Source organism: Breoghania sp. (assembly GCF_963674635.1).
In the GTDB taxonomy this organism is placed as follows: Bacteria; Pseudomonadota; Alphaproteobacteria; order Rhizobiales; family Stappiaceae; genus Breoghania.
Map to the genome: position 1 here is coordinate 14,233 of NZ_OY771475.1, position 17,559 is coordinate 31,791.

Sequence of the window (17,559 nt, forward strand, 5' to 3'; positions counted from 1 at the left end):
GGGGCATGAACCTCGATATCAGCGATCTCAGCCAGACCTTTCCAGACTTTCGCGTGGCCGCGCTTGTGGTGACGGGCGCAAGCATTGGGCCGCGCAGTCCGGCGCTGTCGCAAGAGATTGCGGCACGTGAAGCCGCCTTCCGCGACAGGTGGGGAGGCGTTGCGTTGGCCGATATTCCCGGGATCGCTGTCTGGCGCGCTGCCTATCGCGCCTTCGGCATCAAGAAGACCAGCTATCGCTGCTCGGTGGAGCGGCTGGCCAAGAACGCGCAGGCCGAACGTCCCCTGCCGCAGATAAACAGCTTCGTGGATGGGTATAACGCCATCTCGCTCACCCACGTGATGCCGCTTGGGGCCGACGATCTCGATCATGTCGTCGGCGATATCGCGTTTCGCTTCTCACGCCCCGATGACGATTTCCGCGACATGGGCGTGCTCGATGCGGCTGGGGCCCCGGCCTTCGATCCGCCCAAGGCAGGTGAGGTCGTCTATGCGGATAGCGAGAAGGTTCTGTGTCGCCGCTGGAACTGGCGCCAGGACGCGCGCTCACTGGTCACGCCGGACACGAGCCGCGCGGTGATCACGGTTCAGTACAATGGAGCGGGCGACCTCGATGCGGCGGTTGAAGATCTCGCAGGTCTGATCGAGACCCATTGCCGGGCGCAATGCGCCGTCACCATCGCGGATGCCCAAAGTCCGGTGATGGCTCTGGCGGGCCTTTAGCGCCGCCGTCCCCACGCTTCTTCACCCTCCTCAAGCGCGATTCCCGCTGCCCCGACACGGGCAGCGACGGGGCATCCATGCCCGGATGCACGTCGTTTGTCGCGGGCGGGCTTGCATCTGAATGCGCACAAGGCGGCCAGAAACCGGTGGTGACGGCCGGTGACGGCGGGCGGGGCCGGGATTGTCTCTTGAAATCAGAACGAGTTCAGGTATAAAGATATCTTTATATCCATCTATGGAATGAAGAGTGCCGTGCCTGACAAGCTGTCCCTGCCGCTAGACGATCTTTTGAACGGGCTTCGTGCCGCCGGTGAGGCGACGCGCGTGCGCTTGCTTGCGCTTTTGCGGCAGAGCGAGCTCACCGTGAAGGATGCCACAACCATTCTGGGCCAGAGCCAGCCGCGCATTTCCCGTCATCTCAAGCTTTTGACGGAAGCCGGGCTGGTGCAGCGGTTCCCGGAAGGCTCTTGGGTCTATTACCGCCTCGCGGACAATGCGCAGGGCGGGCTCGTTGAGGCGCTTCTTTCCCGCCTTGATGAGGACGATGCGATCGTCGCGCGGGATCGGGAGCGTCTGGACGCCATCAAGCATGCGCAGGCTGAAGTGGCTGCCGCGTACTTCCGGGCTCATGCGGAGGTCTGGGACAGTCTGCGGGCCTTTCATATCGCGGAAGACGCGGTGGAAAGCGCCATGCGCGAAGCTCTGGGCGAGGAGCATTTCAGTTCCATGCTGGACATGGGTACCGGCACCGGCCGGGTGCTGGAGCTCTTTGCCGATCTCTATGACAGCGGGCTCGGCGTGGACACGAGCCACGACATGCTGCGCGTCGCGCGGGCCAATATCGAGCGCGCGGGGATGCAGGCCGCACAGGTGCGCCATGGCGACATCTATTCGTTGCCGGTGACCGGTCAGCGTTTCGACGTGGTGACCTTCCATCAGGTTCTCCACTACCTGGAGGATGCGCCCGGTGCTCTGGTAGAAGCGGCGCGTGTGCTCAAACCCGGTGGTCGGCTGCTGGTTGTCGATTTTGCGCCGCACAAGCTTGAATTCCTGCGAACCGACCATGCGCATCGACGGCTCGGTTTCTCTCACGAGCAGATGGCCGGCTGGCTGGGGGCCGCCGGTCTGGAACTCGTTTCCGTGCGAGATCTTCCACCGCCGGCCGAGCGGCCGGACGAAGCCGGAGATCCTTTGACAGTTACCCTGTGGCTTGCCCGTGAACCCGGAACCTCCTCCCACTCCCAGGTCGCCGCAGAGCCCGCCAAGGAAGTCGCCTGACATGATCGAGCATGCCAATGAAAGACACGCCCGCCTGACCGGTGCGAACGATATCAAGGTCTCTTTCGAGTTCTTCCCCCCGAAGTCGGAGAAGATGGAGGAGACGTTGTGGCAGTCGATCACCAAGCTTGCGCCGATCTGCCCGAGATTTGTCTCCGTCACCTATGGTGCTGGCGGGTCCACGCGGGAGCGTACGCACAACACGGTTGCGCGCATCCTGAAGGAAACGAAGCTCATGCCTGCCGCGCATCTCACCTGCGTCGACGCCACGCGCGAAGAGGTGGATGAGGTGATCCGCGCCTATTGGGAACTCGGTGTGCGCAATATCGTGGCGCTGCGCGGGGACCCGGTCTCCGGCATCGGCACCGCCTACCAGCCCCATCCGCAAGGCTACACGAATGCCGCCGATCTTGTGGCGGGCATCCGCCGGATCGCGGATTTCGATGTCTCGGTCTCCGCCTATCCCGAAAAGCACCCGGAGAGTTCGGACTGGGGGGTGGAGATTGATAATCTGAAACGCAAGGTCGATGCGGGCGCGGCGCGCGCCATCACCCAGTTCTTCTTCGACAACGATCTCTTCGAGGCCTATCTGGAGCGGGTACGCGCTGCCGGGATCGATATCCCGATCCTTCCAGGCATCGTGCCGATCACCTCTTTCAGGCAGACAGCGAGCTTTTCCGCCAAGACAGGCACGAGCGTGCCGGACTGGCTGGCGCACCGCTTCGAGGGCCTGGATGAGGACCCGGAGACCCGCAAGCTTGTGGCCGCCACGGTTGCCGCGGAGCAGGTGATGGATCTGGTGGACCGCGGGGTCACGGATTTTCATTTCTACACGATGAACAAGGCGGATCTGGTGTTCGCGATCTGCCACCTTCTCGGCCTGCGCCCGAAGTCTTGTGAACAGGAAGCCGCTTGAGCGGTCTGGATCAATCATGACCACAGAAAATCCGACGCTGTCCCGCCTCAGCGCGCTGGCGCAAGAGCGTATTCTCGTGCTCGACGGCGCGATGGGGACGATGATCCAGGCGCTGAAGCTGGACGAGGCCGACTTCCGGGCGGATCGGTTTTCCGACTGGTCGCAGGATCTCAAGGGCAACAACGATCTGCTCAACATCACCCGGCCCGAGGATATCGAGGAAATCCATTTCCAGTATCTGAGAGCGGGCGCCGACATCGTGGCGACGAACACGTTTTCGTCCACGACCATCGCGCAGGCCGATTACGGCATGGAAGAGCTGGCCTATGAGCTGAACTTCGCGGGCGCGAAACTGGCGCGCGCTGCCTGCGACCGGATGGAGAAGGAAGATCCCTCCCGTCCGCGTTTCACCGCCGGTGGCCTTGGCCCGACCAACCGCACCGCCTCCATCTCGCCGGATGTGAACGATCCCGGCTATCGCGCCGTGACCTTCGACGATCTGGCCACCGCCTATGGGCAAGCCGTGCGCGGGCTGATCGATGGCGGGGCCGATATTCTGCTGGTCGAGACCGTCTTTGACACGCTCAACGCCAAGGCGGCGCTTTTCGCCATCGAGCAGGTGTTCGTGGAAAAGGGCGTGCGGCTGCCGATCATGGTGTCCGGAACGATCACCGACATGTCGGGCCGAACGCTCTCCGGTCAGACGCCGTCGGCCTTCTGGTATTCGCTGCGCCATGCCCAGCCCTTCACGGTCGGGCTCAACTGTGCGCTGGGCGCCAAGGAAATGCGCGCCCATATCGATGAGCTGTCGCGCAACGCCGACACGTTCATCTGCGCCTATCCCAATGCCGGGCTTCCCAACGAGTTCGGCGAATATGACGAAAGCCCTGAGGCGATGGCGGAGATGATCGGAGAGTTCGCCGCCTCCGGCCTCGTCAACGTGGTGGGCGGGTGCTGCGGCACGACGCCGGATCACATTCGCGCCATTGCCGAGGCGGTCGCACCCCATGCGCCGCGCAAGCTGCCCGATATCAAGCGTCTGATGCGCCTTTCCGGGCTTGAGCCCTTCGTGCTCACGCCGGAGGTGAATTTCGTCAATGTGGGCGAGCGCACCAATGTCACCGGCTCCGCGCGCTTCCGCAAGCTGATCCGCGAGGGCGATTACGCCGCCGCGCTCGATGTCGCGCGCGACCAGGTGGAAAACGGTGCGCAGGTCATCGACATCAACATGGACGAGGGCCTGCTCGATTCCGAACAGGCGATGATCACCTTCCTGAACCTCGTCGCCGCCGAGCCCGACATTGCCCGTGTGCCGATCATGATCGACAGTTCCAAGTGGTCGGTCATCGAGGCGGGTCTGAAGTGCATTCAGGGCAAGGGCATCGTCAATTCGATCTCGCTCAAGGAAGGCGAGGACGCCTTTATCGAGCACGCCCGGCTGGCGCGCGCCTATGGCGCGGCGGTCGTGGTCATGGCGTTCGACGAGGACGGTCAGGCGGATACGAAGGCGCGCAAGATCGAGATCTGCCGACGCTCCTACGAGGTGCTGACGGAAAAGGTCGGGTTTCCGCCGGAAGACATCATCTTCGATCCGAACATCTTTGCGGTCGCCACCGGCATCGAGGAGCACAACAATTACGCCGTCGATTTCATCGAGGCGACGCAGTGGATCCGCGAAAACCTGCCGTATGCCCATATTTCCGGCGGTCTTTCGAACCTGTCCTTCTCTTTCCGCGGCAATGAGCCGGTGCGCGAGGCGATGCACTCCATCTTCCTCTACCACGCGATTGCCAAGGGCATGGACATGGGCATCGTCAATGCGGGCCAGCTCGCGATCTATGACGATCTGGATCCGGAACTGCGCGAGCGCGGAGAGGATGTGGTTCTGAACCGGCGCGCTGACGCGACCGACCGGATGCTGGAAGTCGCCGAGAAGTTCCGCGGCGAGGGTGGCAAGCAGCGTGTGGTCGATCTGTCGTGGCGCGAGCTGCCGGTCGAAAAGCGTCTGGAGCACGCGCTCGTCAATGGCATCACGGAATATGTGGAGGCCGACACGGAAGAGGCGCGCCAGAAGGCGGATCGGCCGCTCCATGTCATCGAAGGCCCGCTCATGTCAGGCATGAATGTGGTTGGCGATCTCTTCGGCGCGGGCAAGATGTTCCTGCCGCAGGTGGTGAAGTCGGCGCGCGTAATGAAGCAGGCGGTGGCCTACCTGATGCCCTTCATGGAGGAGGAAAAGCAGGAAGGTGACCGTTCCAATGCGGGCAAGGTCCTGATGGCGACGGTGAAGGGCGATGTCCACGACATCGGCAAGAACATCGTCGGCGTCGTGCTCCAGTGCAACAATTTCGAGGTGATCGACCTGGGCGTGATGGTGCCCGCGGCGAAGATCCTTGAGACCGCCAAGGCGGAGAAGGTCGATCTGATCGGGCTTTCCGGCTTGATCACGCCGTCGCTCGACGAGATGTGCCACGTCGCGGCGGAGATGGAGCGCGAGGGCTTCGATGTGCCGTTGCTGATCGGCGGGGCGACGACCAGCCGGATCCATACGGCAGTGAAGATCCATCCCAACTATCAGCGCGGTCAGGCGATCTATGTGACCGACGCCAGTCGGGCTGTGGGGGTCTGCTCGCGCCTCATGGGCAAGGGCCGCGATGACTATTACGCGGAGATCCGCGAGGACTACACCAAGGCAGCCGATGCCCATGCCCGCGGGCAGAATGCGAAGGTGCGCGCCACCATCGAGGAGGCGCGGGCCAACCGCTTTGTTCCGGATTTCTCCAACTACACGCCGAAGACGCCGTCCTTCCTTGGGGTGCAGACCATCGAGGACTATCCGCTCGATGATCTGGCAACGGCCATCGACTGGACGCCGTTCTTCTCCTCTTGGGAGATGAAGGGCACCTATCCTTCGATCCTGACCGACAACAAATACGGCCCGGCGGCGCGCACCCTCTTCAATGATGCCCAGCGCATGCTGGAGGAGATTGTTGAGAAGAAGCTTCTCAGGGCCAATGCCGTGGTGGGGTTCTGGCCTGCGGCCGCTGACGGTGACGACATCGCGGTCTTTGAGGATGAGAGCCGGACGACGCGGCTTGCCACGCTTCACACGCTTCGCCAGCAGATGGCGCGGTCCGGCGGACGACGCAGCAATGATGCGCTGGCCGATTTCGTCGCGCCACTCGATAGCGGTGTTGCCGATTATGTCGGCGGCTTTGCGGTCACCGCCGGTCTTGGTGAGGACAAGCTGGCGCAGTCCTTTGCAGACAGGAACGACGACTATTCCAAGATCCTGTCGCAGGCGCTGGCCGACCGGTTGGCTGAAGCTTTCGCCGAACGCCTCCATCAGAAGGTGCGTGAGGAGTTGTGGGGCTATGCTCCGGAGGAAGCTCTCTCCAACGAGGAGTTGATCAAGGAGACCTATCAGGGGATCCGGCCCGCGCCGGGCTATCCGGCCCAGCCCGATCACACCGAGAAGGCAACGCTCTTCGAGATCCTCGACGTTGAGGTGCGCACGGGTATCAAGCTGACGGAAAGCTATGCCATGTGGCCGGCTTCCTCGGTGTCGGGGCTGTATTTCGCGCATCCCGACAGCCACTATTTCGGCATCGGCAAGATCGAACGCGATCAGGTCGTCGATTACGCGCAGCGCAAGGGATGGGATCTGGATACGGCAGAGCGCTGGCTCGCGCCCATCCTCAACTACAACCCGCTTGCGCGCGAGGCGGCCGAATAGGCGCGTAAAACCGTTTTACAGGCACTGACGGGCCGGGGATTTCCCGGCCCGTTTGATTGTCCGGCTCCCGATGGCGATCCGCCGGGCCGAGCCCGAGCCGGTTTTCCGGAACACTCCCGCCCCTCCGCGACGTCGAGGCAGAGGTGCAGGATATCCTGGCGCCCAGAATGCGCGTGATGCTGGGGCCGTCGTGATCCTTGAGAAGGTTGTCGCCCTTTCCGGATGTCGCCTGATCCCGGAGCGCCGGGTGGGTCAATCTATCCGGGGGTTCTCTCGCCCTTGTTCAAAACGGTCTGTGATCTCCTTGTGTCAGGAGCATTCGACCGGCGGTGGGCGAGTTCAAATGATTACAGAACGCCGAACACAACGGCGCAAACGAACGAAAATGCGACGCAAACAATTACAAGGCTGATGCTACGGTCCAGAGTCATGTCTATGCCTCCTGTCGTGCTTCTTAAGGGAGTACAGATTATTTAGACAAAGGTCGCATGAGAAGCGAAAATGATTGTGCCATGCAGCAAACGCCGGGGAGGCGTCGGGGCTACGGGGGCGATAGCGGCACTGAATCAATGGCCTGCAAAGTCGGCACCGTCAGAAATGTCTATTAACTTTTTTCCACGGTTTGTCCCCTGAAAACTGAAGGGGGTGTTAATCCTTCCTGAAGTCATTGGCGATATCCTGATACGATGAAATCGGCCTGAGGTCGTTCGCTTCCATGTTGGTATGAGTCGTCCGAGGCGATGTCCTGTCATGTTTTTTTCGCGGGTGCGGGTTTGGAATGCAGGCTCTTGATCGATTGACCGCCATGGCACGAAGCGGCGACGAAGTTGACCGCAATGTGTTGGTGGATGTTCTGACGGACCTGTTTCTGGCCGTCGAGGGCGCGAAGGCTGAGGAACTCGCTCAGGTTTTCGGCAGCGTGGTCCTGAGCTTCTTCAGTCGCCTCGAAGATTCAGCGCGCCTTTCGCTGGCCAACCGGGTCAGCGATCACAAGCTCCTGCCGCGCGATGTGGCGATACGGTTGGCGGATGACGATCTCCTCGAAATCGCCGCCCTGATCCTTCAAAATTCCCCGGTTCTTGAGACTGACGATCTGGTGGCTCTGGCTGAACGCAAGGAACAGCCGCATCTCAAGGCCCTTGCCGAGCGCAAGGGGCTGTCTGCTCCGGTGACCGATGTCATCGTCAGGCGCGGGACCAATGACGTGCTGCGCGCGGTGACCGGCAACCGGACCGCCTCGCTGTCCGTGGACAGTTTCGATGCGCTTGTGGCCAAGTCCCGCAAGGATGAGGAACTCCAGGAAGCCCTGGTGCGCCGCCATGATCTGCCGCCTGATCCTGCCAAGCGGCTCATACCCTTCCTGTCGCGCCAGATCCGCGGGCGGCTGGAGAGCATTGCCGGTCATCCGGGGCTCTTGCAGCTTCTCACGCAGTGCATGGCGGACGAGGTGAAATCGCAGTTGCGCGAAATGGGATCGGCGCAGGCCCAGACCGAGAGCGCCATCGCGGCTGTGGTCGAGGGCAAGGCGCCGCTTGACGAAGTTGCGACCTTCTTTGCCAAGAACGACAAGCCGGTCGATCTGGCCCTGCTGTTCTCACGTGTGGGCAACGTGTCTGAAACGGTGACCACACGTCTCGTTCTCAAGGGCGATGACGGGCCGTTGATCCTGCTTTGCCGCGCTCTGGAGCTTTCTCCTGAAGCCTTCGCGCATATCGTGCGCATGCGGTCGCGCCGTCTTCGCATGACGGGCCAGCAGGCGCAGGACAGCCTTGCGCAATACGCGGAAATGAGCCCGGAACGGGCCCGCGAGATTCTCTCCGGGGGGCGCAAGGCCGCCGAATAGCGCGGGCCGGACCGCGCAAGCGTCAGGTCTCAGCCTCGTTCACGTATTCGATTTCCACGTCTTCCGGCTCTTCCACTTCCGCCGTCAGGTGCTGTTCCGCCTTGGCCATGGGCTGACGTGTGAAGCCCTTCAGGCCAGCATGTTCCTTGGCGTCACGCCGGATGGCGACCGAGCTCATGGCAAAGCTGGTTGTCAGTTCCACCAGAGAGCGCAGGGCGTGGAAATGGATGCGCTCATAGCCATGGCTGGCATCCACGCCGAAGGTCATCAGCGCAGTTCGCACATCCGCTCCCGCCTCGATGGCGGAAGCCGCATCGGAACGGTAATAGCGGAAGACATCCTTCTGGTAGCGAATGTCGTTGTCCTTGCACAGCTGCACCAACTTGCGCGTCAGATGGAAATCGAAGGGGCCGCTCTGGTCCGCCATGGAAATGGTGACGCCGAATTCGTCGGAGTTCTGGCCCGGCGCCGTGGTGCCGTTGTCGATCGCGATCAGCGAGGCGATGTCGGGCGTCAGGATGGACGACGCGCCGTGGCCGACCTCTTCGGCAATGGTGAAGATCCAGAAGATATCGACCGGAGGCTTTTCATTGGCATCGATCAGCGCCTTGGCTGCAGCCAGCATGATCGCCACGCCCGCCTTGTTGTCGAGGTGGCGCGAGACAATGAAGCCGTTATCGAGAAATTCCGGTTGAGGATCGATGGCGACAATGTCGCCGACCTCGATGCCGAGGTGCTCCACGTCGGCGCGGTTGCGGGCCAGTGCATCGATGCGCAATTCCGCATGGCGCCAGCCGATGGGCGCGGTGTCCACTTCTTCATTGAAGGTGTGCCCTGACGCCTTGGGCGGCAGGATGGTGCCGCGATAGGCCCCTTTTTCCGTGAAGATTGTGGCGCGCGCACCTTCGGCGAACCGGGCCGACCAATGGCCGATGGGCACAAGTTCCAGCCGACCATTGTCTTTCAGATACTTGACCTGCGCGCCCAGCGTGTCGACGTGGCTGACGAAGGCGCGGGCCGGACGGCGGCTCTTGCCGGGCAGCATGGCGCGCACCGCGCCGCGTCGTGTCAGCTCGTAATCCAGCCCAAGACGGCCCAGTTCCTCGCACACATGGCGGGCAATCGCGTCGGTATAGCCGGTCGGGCTCGGGATCTTCAAAAGATCACGCAGCGTCTTGGCGAGATAATCCATATCGACGGAAAGCAGGGTCATGTCAGGTCTATTTCCTCCGGGCTTCGCGAGCCGCTTGCGGGATCGACAGTGGGAACAGCAGATCGACGAAGCGCTCAGCCGTGGGCTGGGGTTCGTGGTTTGCAAGGCCCGGTCGTTCATTGGCCTCGATGAAACGGTAGTCCGGCTCGCGCGGACTTTGAACCATCAGGTCGATACCGGTCACGGGGATTTCAATCGCTCTGGCCGCGTTGATCGCGGCTTCGATCAGGGTCGGATGCACTTCGCCGGTGACATCGTGAATGGTGCCGCCGGTGTGCAGATTGGCGCTGCGGCGCACGATCGCGTCGCGGCCTTGCTCCAGAACCGTGTCGAGGCTCAGGCCGGTGGAGGCCAGGCAACGTTCGGTCTCGCCATCGACGGGAATGGAGGATTCTCCCCCCGTTGCGGCCTCGCGGCGGCGGCTCTGGCGGGCGATGAGTTCCGCGATGGTCGAGCGTCCATCTCCCACCACCAGCGGCGGGCGGCGCATGGCAGCAGCGACAACCCGGTAGTCGATCACCACGAGGCGCAGGTCGTTGCCGGTGACGAATTCCTCGATGATTACCCGGTCGCACAGCGTGCGTGCCGTGGTGATGGCTTCCGTCACCTCGTCCATGGTCTTGAGGTCGATGGCGACGCCGCGGCCCTGTTCTCCGCGCGCCGGTTTGACGACGAGGGAGCCGTGTTTTTCCAGAAAGGCCCTGACGCTTTCCTCCTCGTTCGCACCGATCTCGATCTGATCGGGAACGAGCACGCCCGCCTTAGAGACGACGCGGCGCGTGACCGCCTTGTCGTCGCAGATGGAAACGGCAACGCCGGTGGTGAATTCCGACAGGCTTTCGCGGCATTGGATCGAGCGTCCGCCATAGGTGAGGCGGAAGAAGCCGCCCTCCGCATCCGTCACCTCAACGTGGATGCCGCGCCTGCGGGCCTCGTTGACGATGATCTGGGCATAGGGGTTCAGGTCTTCTTCCGTTGCCGGCCCGGCGTAGAACTTCTCGTTGATCGGGTTCTTGCGCTTGACGGTGAAGAAGGGCACACGCTCGAAGCCCAGCTTTTCATAGAGCGCGATGGCCTGCTCGTTGTCGTGCATGACCGAGAGGTCGAGATAGGCGCAGCCGCGCGCCTTGAACTGCTCGATCAGGTGGCGCACCAGCGCCTCTCCGATGCCGCCATGGGGGGCTTGCGGGGAGACCGCAAGGCACCACAACGAACTGCCATTCGACGTGTCGCCAAAGGCACGGCGGTGGTCGATGCCGTAGACGGTACCCAGAATCTCCCCCGTTTCCGCATCCTCGGCCACAAGCACGGTGATGGCGAGCGCGGAGCGGCGCGACCAGAAAAAATCCGGCGGCACAGGAACCATGCCGCGCGTCTGGTAGATGACATTCACCGCCATCGCGTCGCGTTCGGTCGCCAGTCGGCGCACATGGAAGCCCTTGTGCGCGCGCCGCGAGGGCCGGTAGGTGGACAGGTTCAGCCGGTAGGTGTGCGAGGGGTCGAGGAAAAGCTCCTGCGGCGCTGTCGCCAGCAGCACGTGCGGATCGCGCACGTGAAAGGCGATGTCGCGCCGGTCTGGACCTTCCTCGCGCAAAGTGGCGGTCAGCTCTTCGGGGTTTTCGAACGTCTCGGCGAAAATCAGCTTGCCCCAGCCGCAGTCGATGGCGGCATTGGTGCCCGCCTCGTCGAATTCCAGCGGTGGTTTCAGGCCCTGGTCGCGCATGCGGCGAAGCCGGTGATCGAAGGCCGCCTTGGCTTGCCGCCTCTTTTTCTCCGCCATTCTCAGACCCCCTGCGCCTGTAGCCATGTCTCCAGAAGGGCGACCTGCCAAAGCTCCGAACCGCGCAGTTTGGTGATATGCTCGGTCGGATTGGCGAACAGGGCGTCCAGATAGTCTTCACGGAAGAGACCGCGCGAGCGGGCCTTCTCGTTGGTCAGCGTATCCCGGACCATTTCAAGATAAGGCCCCTGAATGTATTTCAGCGCCGGGACGGGGAAGTAGCCCTTGGGCCGATCGATCACGTCAGCCGGAACGACCTTGCGCGCCGCTTCCTTCAATACGCCCTTGCCGCCCTGATCGAGCTTGAATTTCGCCGGAATGCGGCCGGCGAGTTCCACCAGTTCGTGGTCGAGGAAGGGCACACGCGCCTCCAGGCCCCAGGCCATCGTCATGTTGTCGACGCGCTTTACCGGATCGTCCACCAGCATCACATTGGTGTCGAGGCGCAACGCCTTGTCCACGGGATCATCCGCGCCTGCCTGCGCAAAGTGGCTTTCCACGAAGGCGAGGCTCTCGTCGCGGTTGGCCATGACATGCGGCTGGAGATGGGTGGCCATCTGCTCGTGCGTGCGGTCGAAGAAGGCGCCCGCATAGTCGGCGACCGGATTGGTGGAGCCGGACATGGGCGGATACCAGTGATAGCCACCGAAGACCTCGTCCGCGCCCTGGCCGGACTGCACGACCTTGATGTGCTTGGAGACCTCGCGCGAAAGCAGGAAGAAGCCGATATTGTCATAGGAGACCATCGGCTCAGACATGGCGGCAATCGCCTTGGGCAGATTCTCCATCATCTCCGAGGACTGGATGAAGATCTTGTTGTGGCTGGTGCCGTAGTGCTTGGCGATGAGATCGGAATAGACGAATTCGTCGCCCTTCTCGCCATTGGCTTCCTCAAAGCCGATGGAGAATGTGGTCAGGCCCTTTTGTCCCGCCTCCGCCAGAAGGCCGACGATCATGGATGAGTCCACGCCGCCGGAAAGCAGCACGCCCACCGGCACGTCGGCGACCATGCGGCGGTCGACGGAGGTGCGCAAGCTGTCCAGCACCATGTCGCGCCATTCCTCGCCGGAGCGGGCGAGATCCTCGCTGGTGCGTTCGAAAACGGGCTTCCAGTAAATCTCGTCGCTGGTGCGTCCGTCCGGTTCGATCACGCGGATCGTGGCAGCGGGCAGCTTGCGAACCCCTTTCAGGATCGTGCGCGGGGCGGGGACGACCGCATGCCAGCTCATGTAGTGATGCAGCGCCACCGGGTCGATGTCGGTGTCGACGTCGCCCGCGGCCAGAAGGGCGGGCAGGGTGGAGGCGAAGCGCAGCGTCTTTCCGGTTTCGGCCAGATAAAGCGGCTTGATGCCGAAACGGTCGCGCACCAGAGTAACCCGGCCGCTTTCACGCTCATGGATGGCAAAGGCGAACATGCCGTGGAGTTTGGGCACCGCGGCGGGGCCCCATTCGGCCCAGGCTTTCAGGATCACTTCCGTGTCGCCGGTGGAGGCGAAAACGTGGCCCTTGGCCTGCAATGCGCGGCGCAGCTCTTCGTAATTGTAGATGCAGCCGTTGAAAGCGATGGTCAGGCCGAGGCCCGTATCAACGAAGGGCTGGGCGGCTTTTTCCGAAAGATCGATGATCTTCAGCCGACGGTGGCCGAGCCCCACGGCCCCGCGGGTGACGATGCCGGCCCCGTTCGGCCCGCGAGGGGCGAGGGCGTCGGTCATGCGTTCCAGCCGGGCCGCGGATGCCGGGGCACCGTCGAAGTGAATCTCGCCGCAAATTCCACACATGGTTATACAGGTACCTCACATTATTAATTTGACGCGATATCATTAGAGGCATATCGATTAGAGTTCAAACGATATGTGCGACATTCTGGCATGTCGCCGGATACGCATAGGGAGCAGCCGGCCTCCGGCTTTCATGAATTTGCCCGCAAAAGCTGACCAAACGGCCACGATGTTCAAGGCGATACGCCGGATCGTCCGTTCCATCGATCTGCGTTCACGAGAGGTCTCACGTGCGGTGGGGCTTACCATCCCGCAGATTGTCGTTCTGCAGGCTGCCCAGGATTTGGGGCAGGTGACCACGCGCGCGATTTCCGAAGCTTCCGATCTCAGCGCTGCCACGGTGGTGACCATCCTCGACAAGCTGGAGGCAAAGGGGCTCGTTGAGCGCTATCGCTCCGCCGATGATCGCCGGATCGTGCACACTCGTGTAACCGAACGCGGGCAGGAGGTGCTTGGTTCCGCCCCGCCGATGTTGCACGACGATTTCCGCGAACGCTTCGCGGCCCTGCCAGAAGATGAACGCCGCGACCTCCTCTCCTCCATGCGCCGCGTTGCCGACATGATGGACACCAAAGGCTTCGACGCCGCCTCCATGCTGGTGGTGGAGGAGAAGCTGGGGTAGTCCGGTTTCGGCATCGTAGTATAAATTTTTAATTAAATTGAATATTTCATATCAAGATCGCCCATCGGGGCGTTCGGTTGCTTGTTCTCGTGCATGTGAAATGCATGGCGATGTTTGACATTTATAAAATGACGTAGGGGTACTTGATTATAGGGAGGCCCTGGGGCAGATTTAGCTTGTTGGATTATTGGTGTTTGGGGTTTTTATAATGTCGGAAGAAGCGCGTTTTGAAGTTCTGACCGGTTTTCCTGATGTTGCGGAGCATCTTCACAACGTGATCCAGGATGCGCAGGCATCCGGCGCGATTGTGCATATCATCACGATCATTCCGACGGGCAGCCAGTCCTTTCCCGATGATGGTCCAGATGACAAGAGCTGCAAGCCCAAGGCGCAGATCTGCCCGAAAGGCGCGCGATAGAGGCGTCCTTTTCAGGGGAGGGGTGATGCGCGTTCGCGATCAAATCTATGTTCTGCATGGCGCCCGCCGCGCCGCCCTTTATGACGACAATAGCAAGGTTTGCTCTGCGCTTGACGATGCGCAGGTGCGCATACTCTGCGCGTTGGCGGAAGGGCGTCGGCCGCGGGCGAAGGACTTGTCGCTGGAGACCGGGCAGTTCTGGAAGGCTGTCGCGGACATGAACCAGCGTGGGTGGCTGGAGGCGGGGCGCCCTGTGCCCCGTTCGCTCTTGCCGCCGGTCGCCGCCGCGAATGGTGAATTTGTCCTGCCTGACCGGTTCAAGCATGTCTGGCTAGAGCTTACAGACAGCTGCAATCTCACTTGCATGCATTGCTATGCGGAATCGGGTCCCCAGCGCTCCAGGGCAGGTGAGCTTTCCATCGAACAATGGACAGGGGTTGTCGACAAGTTTCTTGATTGGGGGGTGGAGCAGTTCACCTTTATCGGAGGGGAACCGACCATCCGCATGGATGTGATCGAAGCGGTCGCGGCGCATATTCGCAGCAGATCCCAGGATGTCACGATCTGTATTTTTTCAAATCTCGTGTCGGTACCCACTTTGCCGCGTGTCGTTCCCAAACTGAAGCAGTGGAATATCCAGATCGGAACGTCGCTCTATGGCGCTTCCGGCAAAGAGCATGACACCACAACCGGCAAGATCGGCTCCTGGGTCAAGACCGTCGCAAATGTGCGCCTGCTTCTTGATGAGGGAATTCGCGTTTTTGCCGGTATCTACACGGATTTGTCTGACGGTGCGGACGACAAGAAAACTCGGCTCGAGGCCTGGGCGCGCGAGCTCGGTCTGAAGCATTTCGATGTGGTCGCATCCTCGCAGGTCGGGCGGGGGACGGAGCTTTGCTGGGCGGAAAGCAACGATCTCAACAGTCTTCCCGGCCCGATGTCCTACGGATTTGCCCGTTGGGATCGCGCGGGCACCTACCACAACTGTTTTCACGATCATCTGGCGATTGGGGCTCGGGGCGAGGTCATGAGCTGCATCATGCAGCGCGAGACCGACATTGGTGATGTGACAGAGATGAGTGTCGAAGACATCATTTCCACCTCTTCCTTCAAACAGAAGGCCTATCTGGGAAAAGACAATATCGAGACGTGTTCCCAATGCGAATTCCGCTACGCCTGTTTCGATTGTCGGCCTTCGGCCATCGGGCCTGACGGGCACGCGCATGCGAAGCCGGATTGTGGCTACGATCCCTTGCGTGATCTGGGCGAAGCCTTGCAATGACAAGCCCGGCCCTGAGTGAGGCTCAGGTTGAGGCGCTGCGCTTGACGGGGTTTGTCAATCTCGGGGTTTGCCACGATCTCGATCTGGTCGCTCTCGCCATGCGGCTGGGTCAGCCTGTGCCGTCGGTCGATGGCGACGATCTCGTCGATCAATTGGGTGCGCCTCGGCCTGAAGGATATTCCGCGCGCGAGTTTGCAACCGTCTATGCGGGGCGCCAGATGCCTTTCCATACCGATTGCGCCTATCAGGATCCTCCGCCGCGCTACGCGATCATGCGTTTGCGCAGCGATGCCCAGAGCGACCGACCGACCCTGTTTATCGACATTCACAGCGCGGATCTGCCGGCGGAGCAGTGGCGCGCTTTGCGTCGGGAGCCCTGGTATGTGGAAGACGGGGCCTCTCGTCGACGGCTCACGCGCGTTCTAAGGTTCGATACACGCTCAAGGAGCGATGTGCTTATCTGGGATACCAATTGCATGAGGCCCTATTTCCGGCGGCGGTCCGTGGCGGCGGGCATCATGGAAGGCATGATAAATTCGGCGAGTCCGAAGGTGGTGAACTGGGAGCCTGGTCAGACAGTGGTTTTTGACAACTGGCGGTATCTGCACACCTTGGGCGAGCGGCAAGGTCGGCCCGTAATGGAGGGGGGTCGCAGAATACTGGAACGTGTGCTTGTCCGCGTCTAAAGCGCGGTCCTTTCGCTTGCATGCGCTGACCTCACCCGGAATACGCCGATGCGGCGCAAGGGGAACACGGTATTGCGGAAAGCGCTGCGAACGCATTGCTGTCATACGGCGGGCGCTCGACATGGTGGACATCAAGCGCGTCGACGTCGAGCCCAAAAGGGCGAGGGAGGACAAGCTGGGCTAGGCCCGCTTGTCCTTGCGGAACGTGTGCTTGAAATCCTCTGCGACACGCGTCATATTATGTGCGACAGATGTCGCGAGGGTTGAGGCGAATGACCGAGGCAATCCAGATAGAGAGTGACGTTGCACGGACGTATGACTTGCTCGGCGGTGAAAAGACGATCCGCGAGCCGATCCGCAATGTTCTGGAAGCACATGACGTGCTGGCGAAGGGGTTGCCTGCCGCATCGCTTTTGTACCTCGCGAAAATTGTCGGCTTTCGGGCCTCTGACGATGCCTTGTCGAAATCTGTCGGGATCAGTCTGCGGACGCTTCAGCGGCTCAAGAGCGATGACAAGAAGAAGCTGCTGAGCGTCGAGCAGAGCAGTCGGACATGGCGCTTTGCCGAGATTTTCGGTCATGCGATCGACGTCATGGGGAGCAGGGAAGATGCCGAGGCGTGGATGACCCGTCCGGCCGTCGGTCTGTCCAACCGCAAGCCCATCGATCTTCTCCACACCTCCGCAGGTGCCGAGGCGGTTGAGGAATATCTCACGCGACTGGAATACGGGGTCTATACGTGATCCCTCTGCCTCCGCCGCTCGGCTCTGGCCACATTCGCTTCTGGCGCATCGATCAGGCGCGACATCACAAGACATGGTCTTCAGGGGAGGGTGCTTTCCAGGCTGGGGGGCGCTGGAATTCCCGCGGCGTTCGAGCGGTTTACGCCTCGCTCGATCCGGCCACGGCGTGCCTTGAGGTTGCTGTTCACAAGGGCTTCAAGGTTCTGGATACGGCGCCCCACTATCTAACCAGTGCGCGCATACGCGAACCCTCGCAAATCCATGTCGTCCAGCCGGATGATGTGCCCAATCCCAACTGGTTGGTTCCTGTGACGCCGGGGCGCAACCAGCAAAATTTTGGCGATCAGCTGCTGGCTGAGCATGTTTTTGTGCTCATACCGTCCGCCGTTTCGCGCCACAGCTGGAACCTCGTGTTCGATTCCACGCGAGCGCAGGGGCATTACGAGGATGTTCAGCAGGAGCGCTTCGCCCTCGATCCGCGGCTTCAAGAGATTTGAACTGGACCGAAGCCGGTTCCGACCCAAAAAGAAACGCCCCCACCC

14 protein-coding genes are annotated in these 17,559 nt (G+C 61.6%); 11 read left to right on the forward strand and 3 right to left on the reverse strand.

Annotated elements, in window-relative coordinates; all coding sequences use genetic code 11:
- Positions 1-5: 5 nt before the first annotated feature.
- From ABGM93_RS00070 to ABGM93_RS00090, 5 genes are all read left to right on the forward strand, one after another.
- Complete coding sequence (locus tag ABGM93_RS00070; RefSeq protein ID WP_321502262.1) at positions 6-722, forward strand: phenylalanine--tRNA ligase beta subunit-related protein; 717 nt, start codon at positions 6-8, stop codon at positions 720-722.
- Positions 723-974: 252 nt separating this feature from the next.
- Positions 975-2,000, forward strand: coding sequence for a metalloregulator ArsR/SmtB family transcription factor (locus tag ABGM93_RS00075; RefSeq protein ID WP_321502265.1), 1,026 nt, complete (start codon positions 975-977; stop codon positions 1,998-2,000).
- A gap of 1 nt (position 2,001) precedes the next feature.
- Positions 2,002-2,916 (forward strand): methylenetetrahydrofolate reductase [NAD(P)H], encoded by a 915-nt coding sequence (gene metF / locus ABGM93_RS00080; RefSeq protein WP_321502268.1) that lies wholly within the window; start codon positions 2,002-2,004, stop codon positions 2,914-2,916.
- A gap of 16 nt (positions 2,917-2,932) precedes the next feature.
- Entirely contained in the window at positions 2,933-6,652 is a 3,720-nt protein-coding gene (gene metH, locus ABGM93_RS00085) for a methionine synthase (protein ID WP_321502270.1), read from the forward strand.
- Between the two features lie 778 nt (positions 6,653-7,430).
- The gene (locus ABGM93_RS00090; RefSeq protein ID WP_321502272.1) at positions 7,431-8,495 is read left to right on the forward strand and encodes a DUF2336 domain-containing protein; all 1,065 of its coding nucleotides are present in this window, start codon (positions 7,431-7,433) and stop codon (positions 8,493-8,495) included.
- Between the two features lie 22 nt (positions 8,496-8,517).
- Here ABGM93_RS00090 and ABGM93_RS00095 read toward each other — a convergent pair whose 3' ends face one another.
- From ABGM93_RS00095 to ABGM93_RS00105, 3 genes are read right to left on the reverse strand one after another with little or no spacing between them, the layout of a single operon-like run.
- Positions 8,518-9,708: an osmoprotectant NAGGN system M42 family peptidase gene (locus ABGM93_RS00095; protein ID WP_321502274.1), complete on the reverse strand. Its 1,191-nt coding sequence runs from the start codon at positions 9,706-9,708 to the stop codon at positions 8,518-8,520.
- Between the two features lie 7 nt (positions 9,709-9,715).
- Positions 9,716-11,488, reverse strand: a complete 1,773-nt coding sequence (gene ngg, locus ABGM93_RS00100; protein ID WP_321502276.1) for an N-acetylglutaminylglutamine synthetase — start codon at positions 11,486-11,488, stop codon at positions 9,716-9,718.
- 2 nt (positions 11,489-11,490) lie between these two features.
- Positions 11,491-13,266 carry an N-acetylglutaminylglutamine amidotransferase gene (locus ABGM93_RS00105; RefSeq protein ID WP_321502278.1) on the reverse strand — a complete coding sequence of 592 codons (1,776 nt, stop codon included), beginning with the start codon at positions 13,264-13,266 and terminating at the stop codon, positions 11,491-11,493.
- 169 nt (positions 13,267-13,435) lie between these two features.
- On the opposite strand from ABGM93_RS00105, the gene ABGM93_RS00110 reads away from it, so the two are divergent.
- The 6 genes from ABGM93_RS00110 to ABGM93_RS00135 all read left to right on the forward strand — a co-directional run bounded on the left by ABGM93_RS00110 (position 13,436) and on the right by ABGM93_RS00135 (position 17,514).
- Positions 13,436-13,888 carry a MarR family winged helix-turn-helix transcriptional regulator gene (locus tag ABGM93_RS00110; protein WP_321502280.1) on the forward strand — a complete coding sequence of 151 codons (453 nt, stop codon included), beginning with the start codon at positions 13,436-13,438 and terminating at the stop codon, positions 13,886-13,888.
- A 208-nt stretch (positions 13,889-14,096) separates the two neighbouring features.
- Positions 14,097-14,306, forward strand: a complete 210-nt coding sequence (locus ABGM93_RS00115) for a hypothetical protein (RefSeq protein ID WP_321502282.1) — start codon at positions 14,097-14,099, stop codon at positions 14,304-14,306.
- 25 nt (positions 14,307-14,331) lie between these two features.
- Positions 14,332-15,588 carry a radical SAM protein gene (locus tag ABGM93_RS00120; RefSeq protein ID WP_321502284.1) on the forward strand — a complete coding sequence of 419 codons (1,257 nt, stop codon included), beginning with the start codon at positions 14,332-14,334 and terminating at the stop codon, positions 15,586-15,588.
- The gene (locus tag ABGM93_RS00125; protein WP_321502286.1) at positions 15,585-16,274 is read left to right on the forward strand and encodes a hypothetical protein; all 690 of its coding nucleotides are present in this window, start codon (positions 15,585-15,587) and stop codon (positions 16,272-16,274) included. The genes ABGM93_RS00120 and ABGM93_RS00125 overlap by 4 nt, the downstream gene beginning before the upstream one ends.
- Positions 16,275-16,546: 272 nt before the next feature.
- Positions 16,547-17,017 carry an antitoxin Xre/MbcA/ParS toxin-binding domain-containing protein gene (locus ABGM93_RS00130; RefSeq protein ID WP_321502288.1) on the forward strand — a complete coding sequence of 157 codons (471 nt, stop codon included), beginning with the start codon at positions 16,547-16,549 and terminating at the stop codon, positions 17,015-17,017.
- Positions 17,014-17,514, forward strand: a complete 501-nt coding sequence (locus tag ABGM93_RS00135) for an RES domain-containing protein (RefSeq protein WP_321502290.1) — start codon at positions 17,014-17,016, stop codon at positions 17,512-17,514. The genes ABGM93_RS00130 and ABGM93_RS00135 overlap by 4 nt, the downstream gene beginning before the upstream one ends.
- The last annotated feature ends 45 nt before the right edge of the window (positions 17,515-17,559 follow it).

Bases quoted from the DNA above. Each gene is read 5' to 3' on its own strand.
- ABGM93_RS00070 (WP_321502262.1), top strand. From the start codon at position 6: ATGAACCTCGATATCAGCGATCTCAGCCAGACCTTTCCAGACTTTCGC.
- metF (WP_321502268.1), top strand. From the start codon at position 2,002: ATGATCGAGCATGCCAATGAAAGACACGCCCGCCTGACCGGTGCGAAC.
- metH (WP_321502270.1), top strand. From the start codon at position 2,933: ATGACCACAGAAAATCCGACGCTGTCCCGCCTCAGCGCGCTGGCGCAA.
- ABGM93_RS00090 (WP_321502272.1), top strand. From the start codon at position 7,431: ATGCAGGCTCTTGATCGATTGACCGCCATGGCACGAAGCGGCGACGAA.
- ABGM93_RS00095 (WP_321502274.1), bottom strand. From the start codon at position 9,708: ATGACCCTGCTTTCCGTCGATATGGATTATCTCGCCAAGACGCTGCGT.
- ngg (WP_321502276.1), bottom strand. From the start codon at position 11,488: ATGGCGGAGAAAAAGAGGCGGCAAGCCAAGGCGGCCTTCGATCACCGG.
- ABGM93_RS00105 (WP_321502278.1), bottom strand. From the start codon at position 13,266: ATGTGTGGAATTTGCGGCGAGATTCACTTCGACGGTGCCCCGGCATCC.
- ABGM93_RS00110 (WP_321502280.1), top strand. From the start codon at position 13,436: ATGTTCAAGGCGATACGCCGGATCGTCCGTTCCATCGATCTGCGTTCA.
- ABGM93_RS00115 (WP_321502282.1), top strand. From the start codon at position 14,097: ATGTCGGAAGAAGCGCGTTTTGAAGTTCTGACCGGTTTTCCTGATGTT.
- ABGM93_RS00120 (WP_321502284.1), top strand. From the start codon at position 14,332: ATGCGCGTTCGCGATCAAATCTATGTTCTGCATGGCGCCCGCCGCGCC.
- ABGM93_RS00125 (WP_321502286.1), top strand. From the start codon at position 15,585: ATGACAAGCCCGGCCCTGAGTGAGGCTCAGGTTGAGGCGCTGCGCTTG.
- ABGM93_RS00130 (WP_321502288.1), top strand. From the start codon at position 16,547: ATGACCGAGGCAATCCAGATAGAGAGTGACGTTGCACGGACGTATGAC.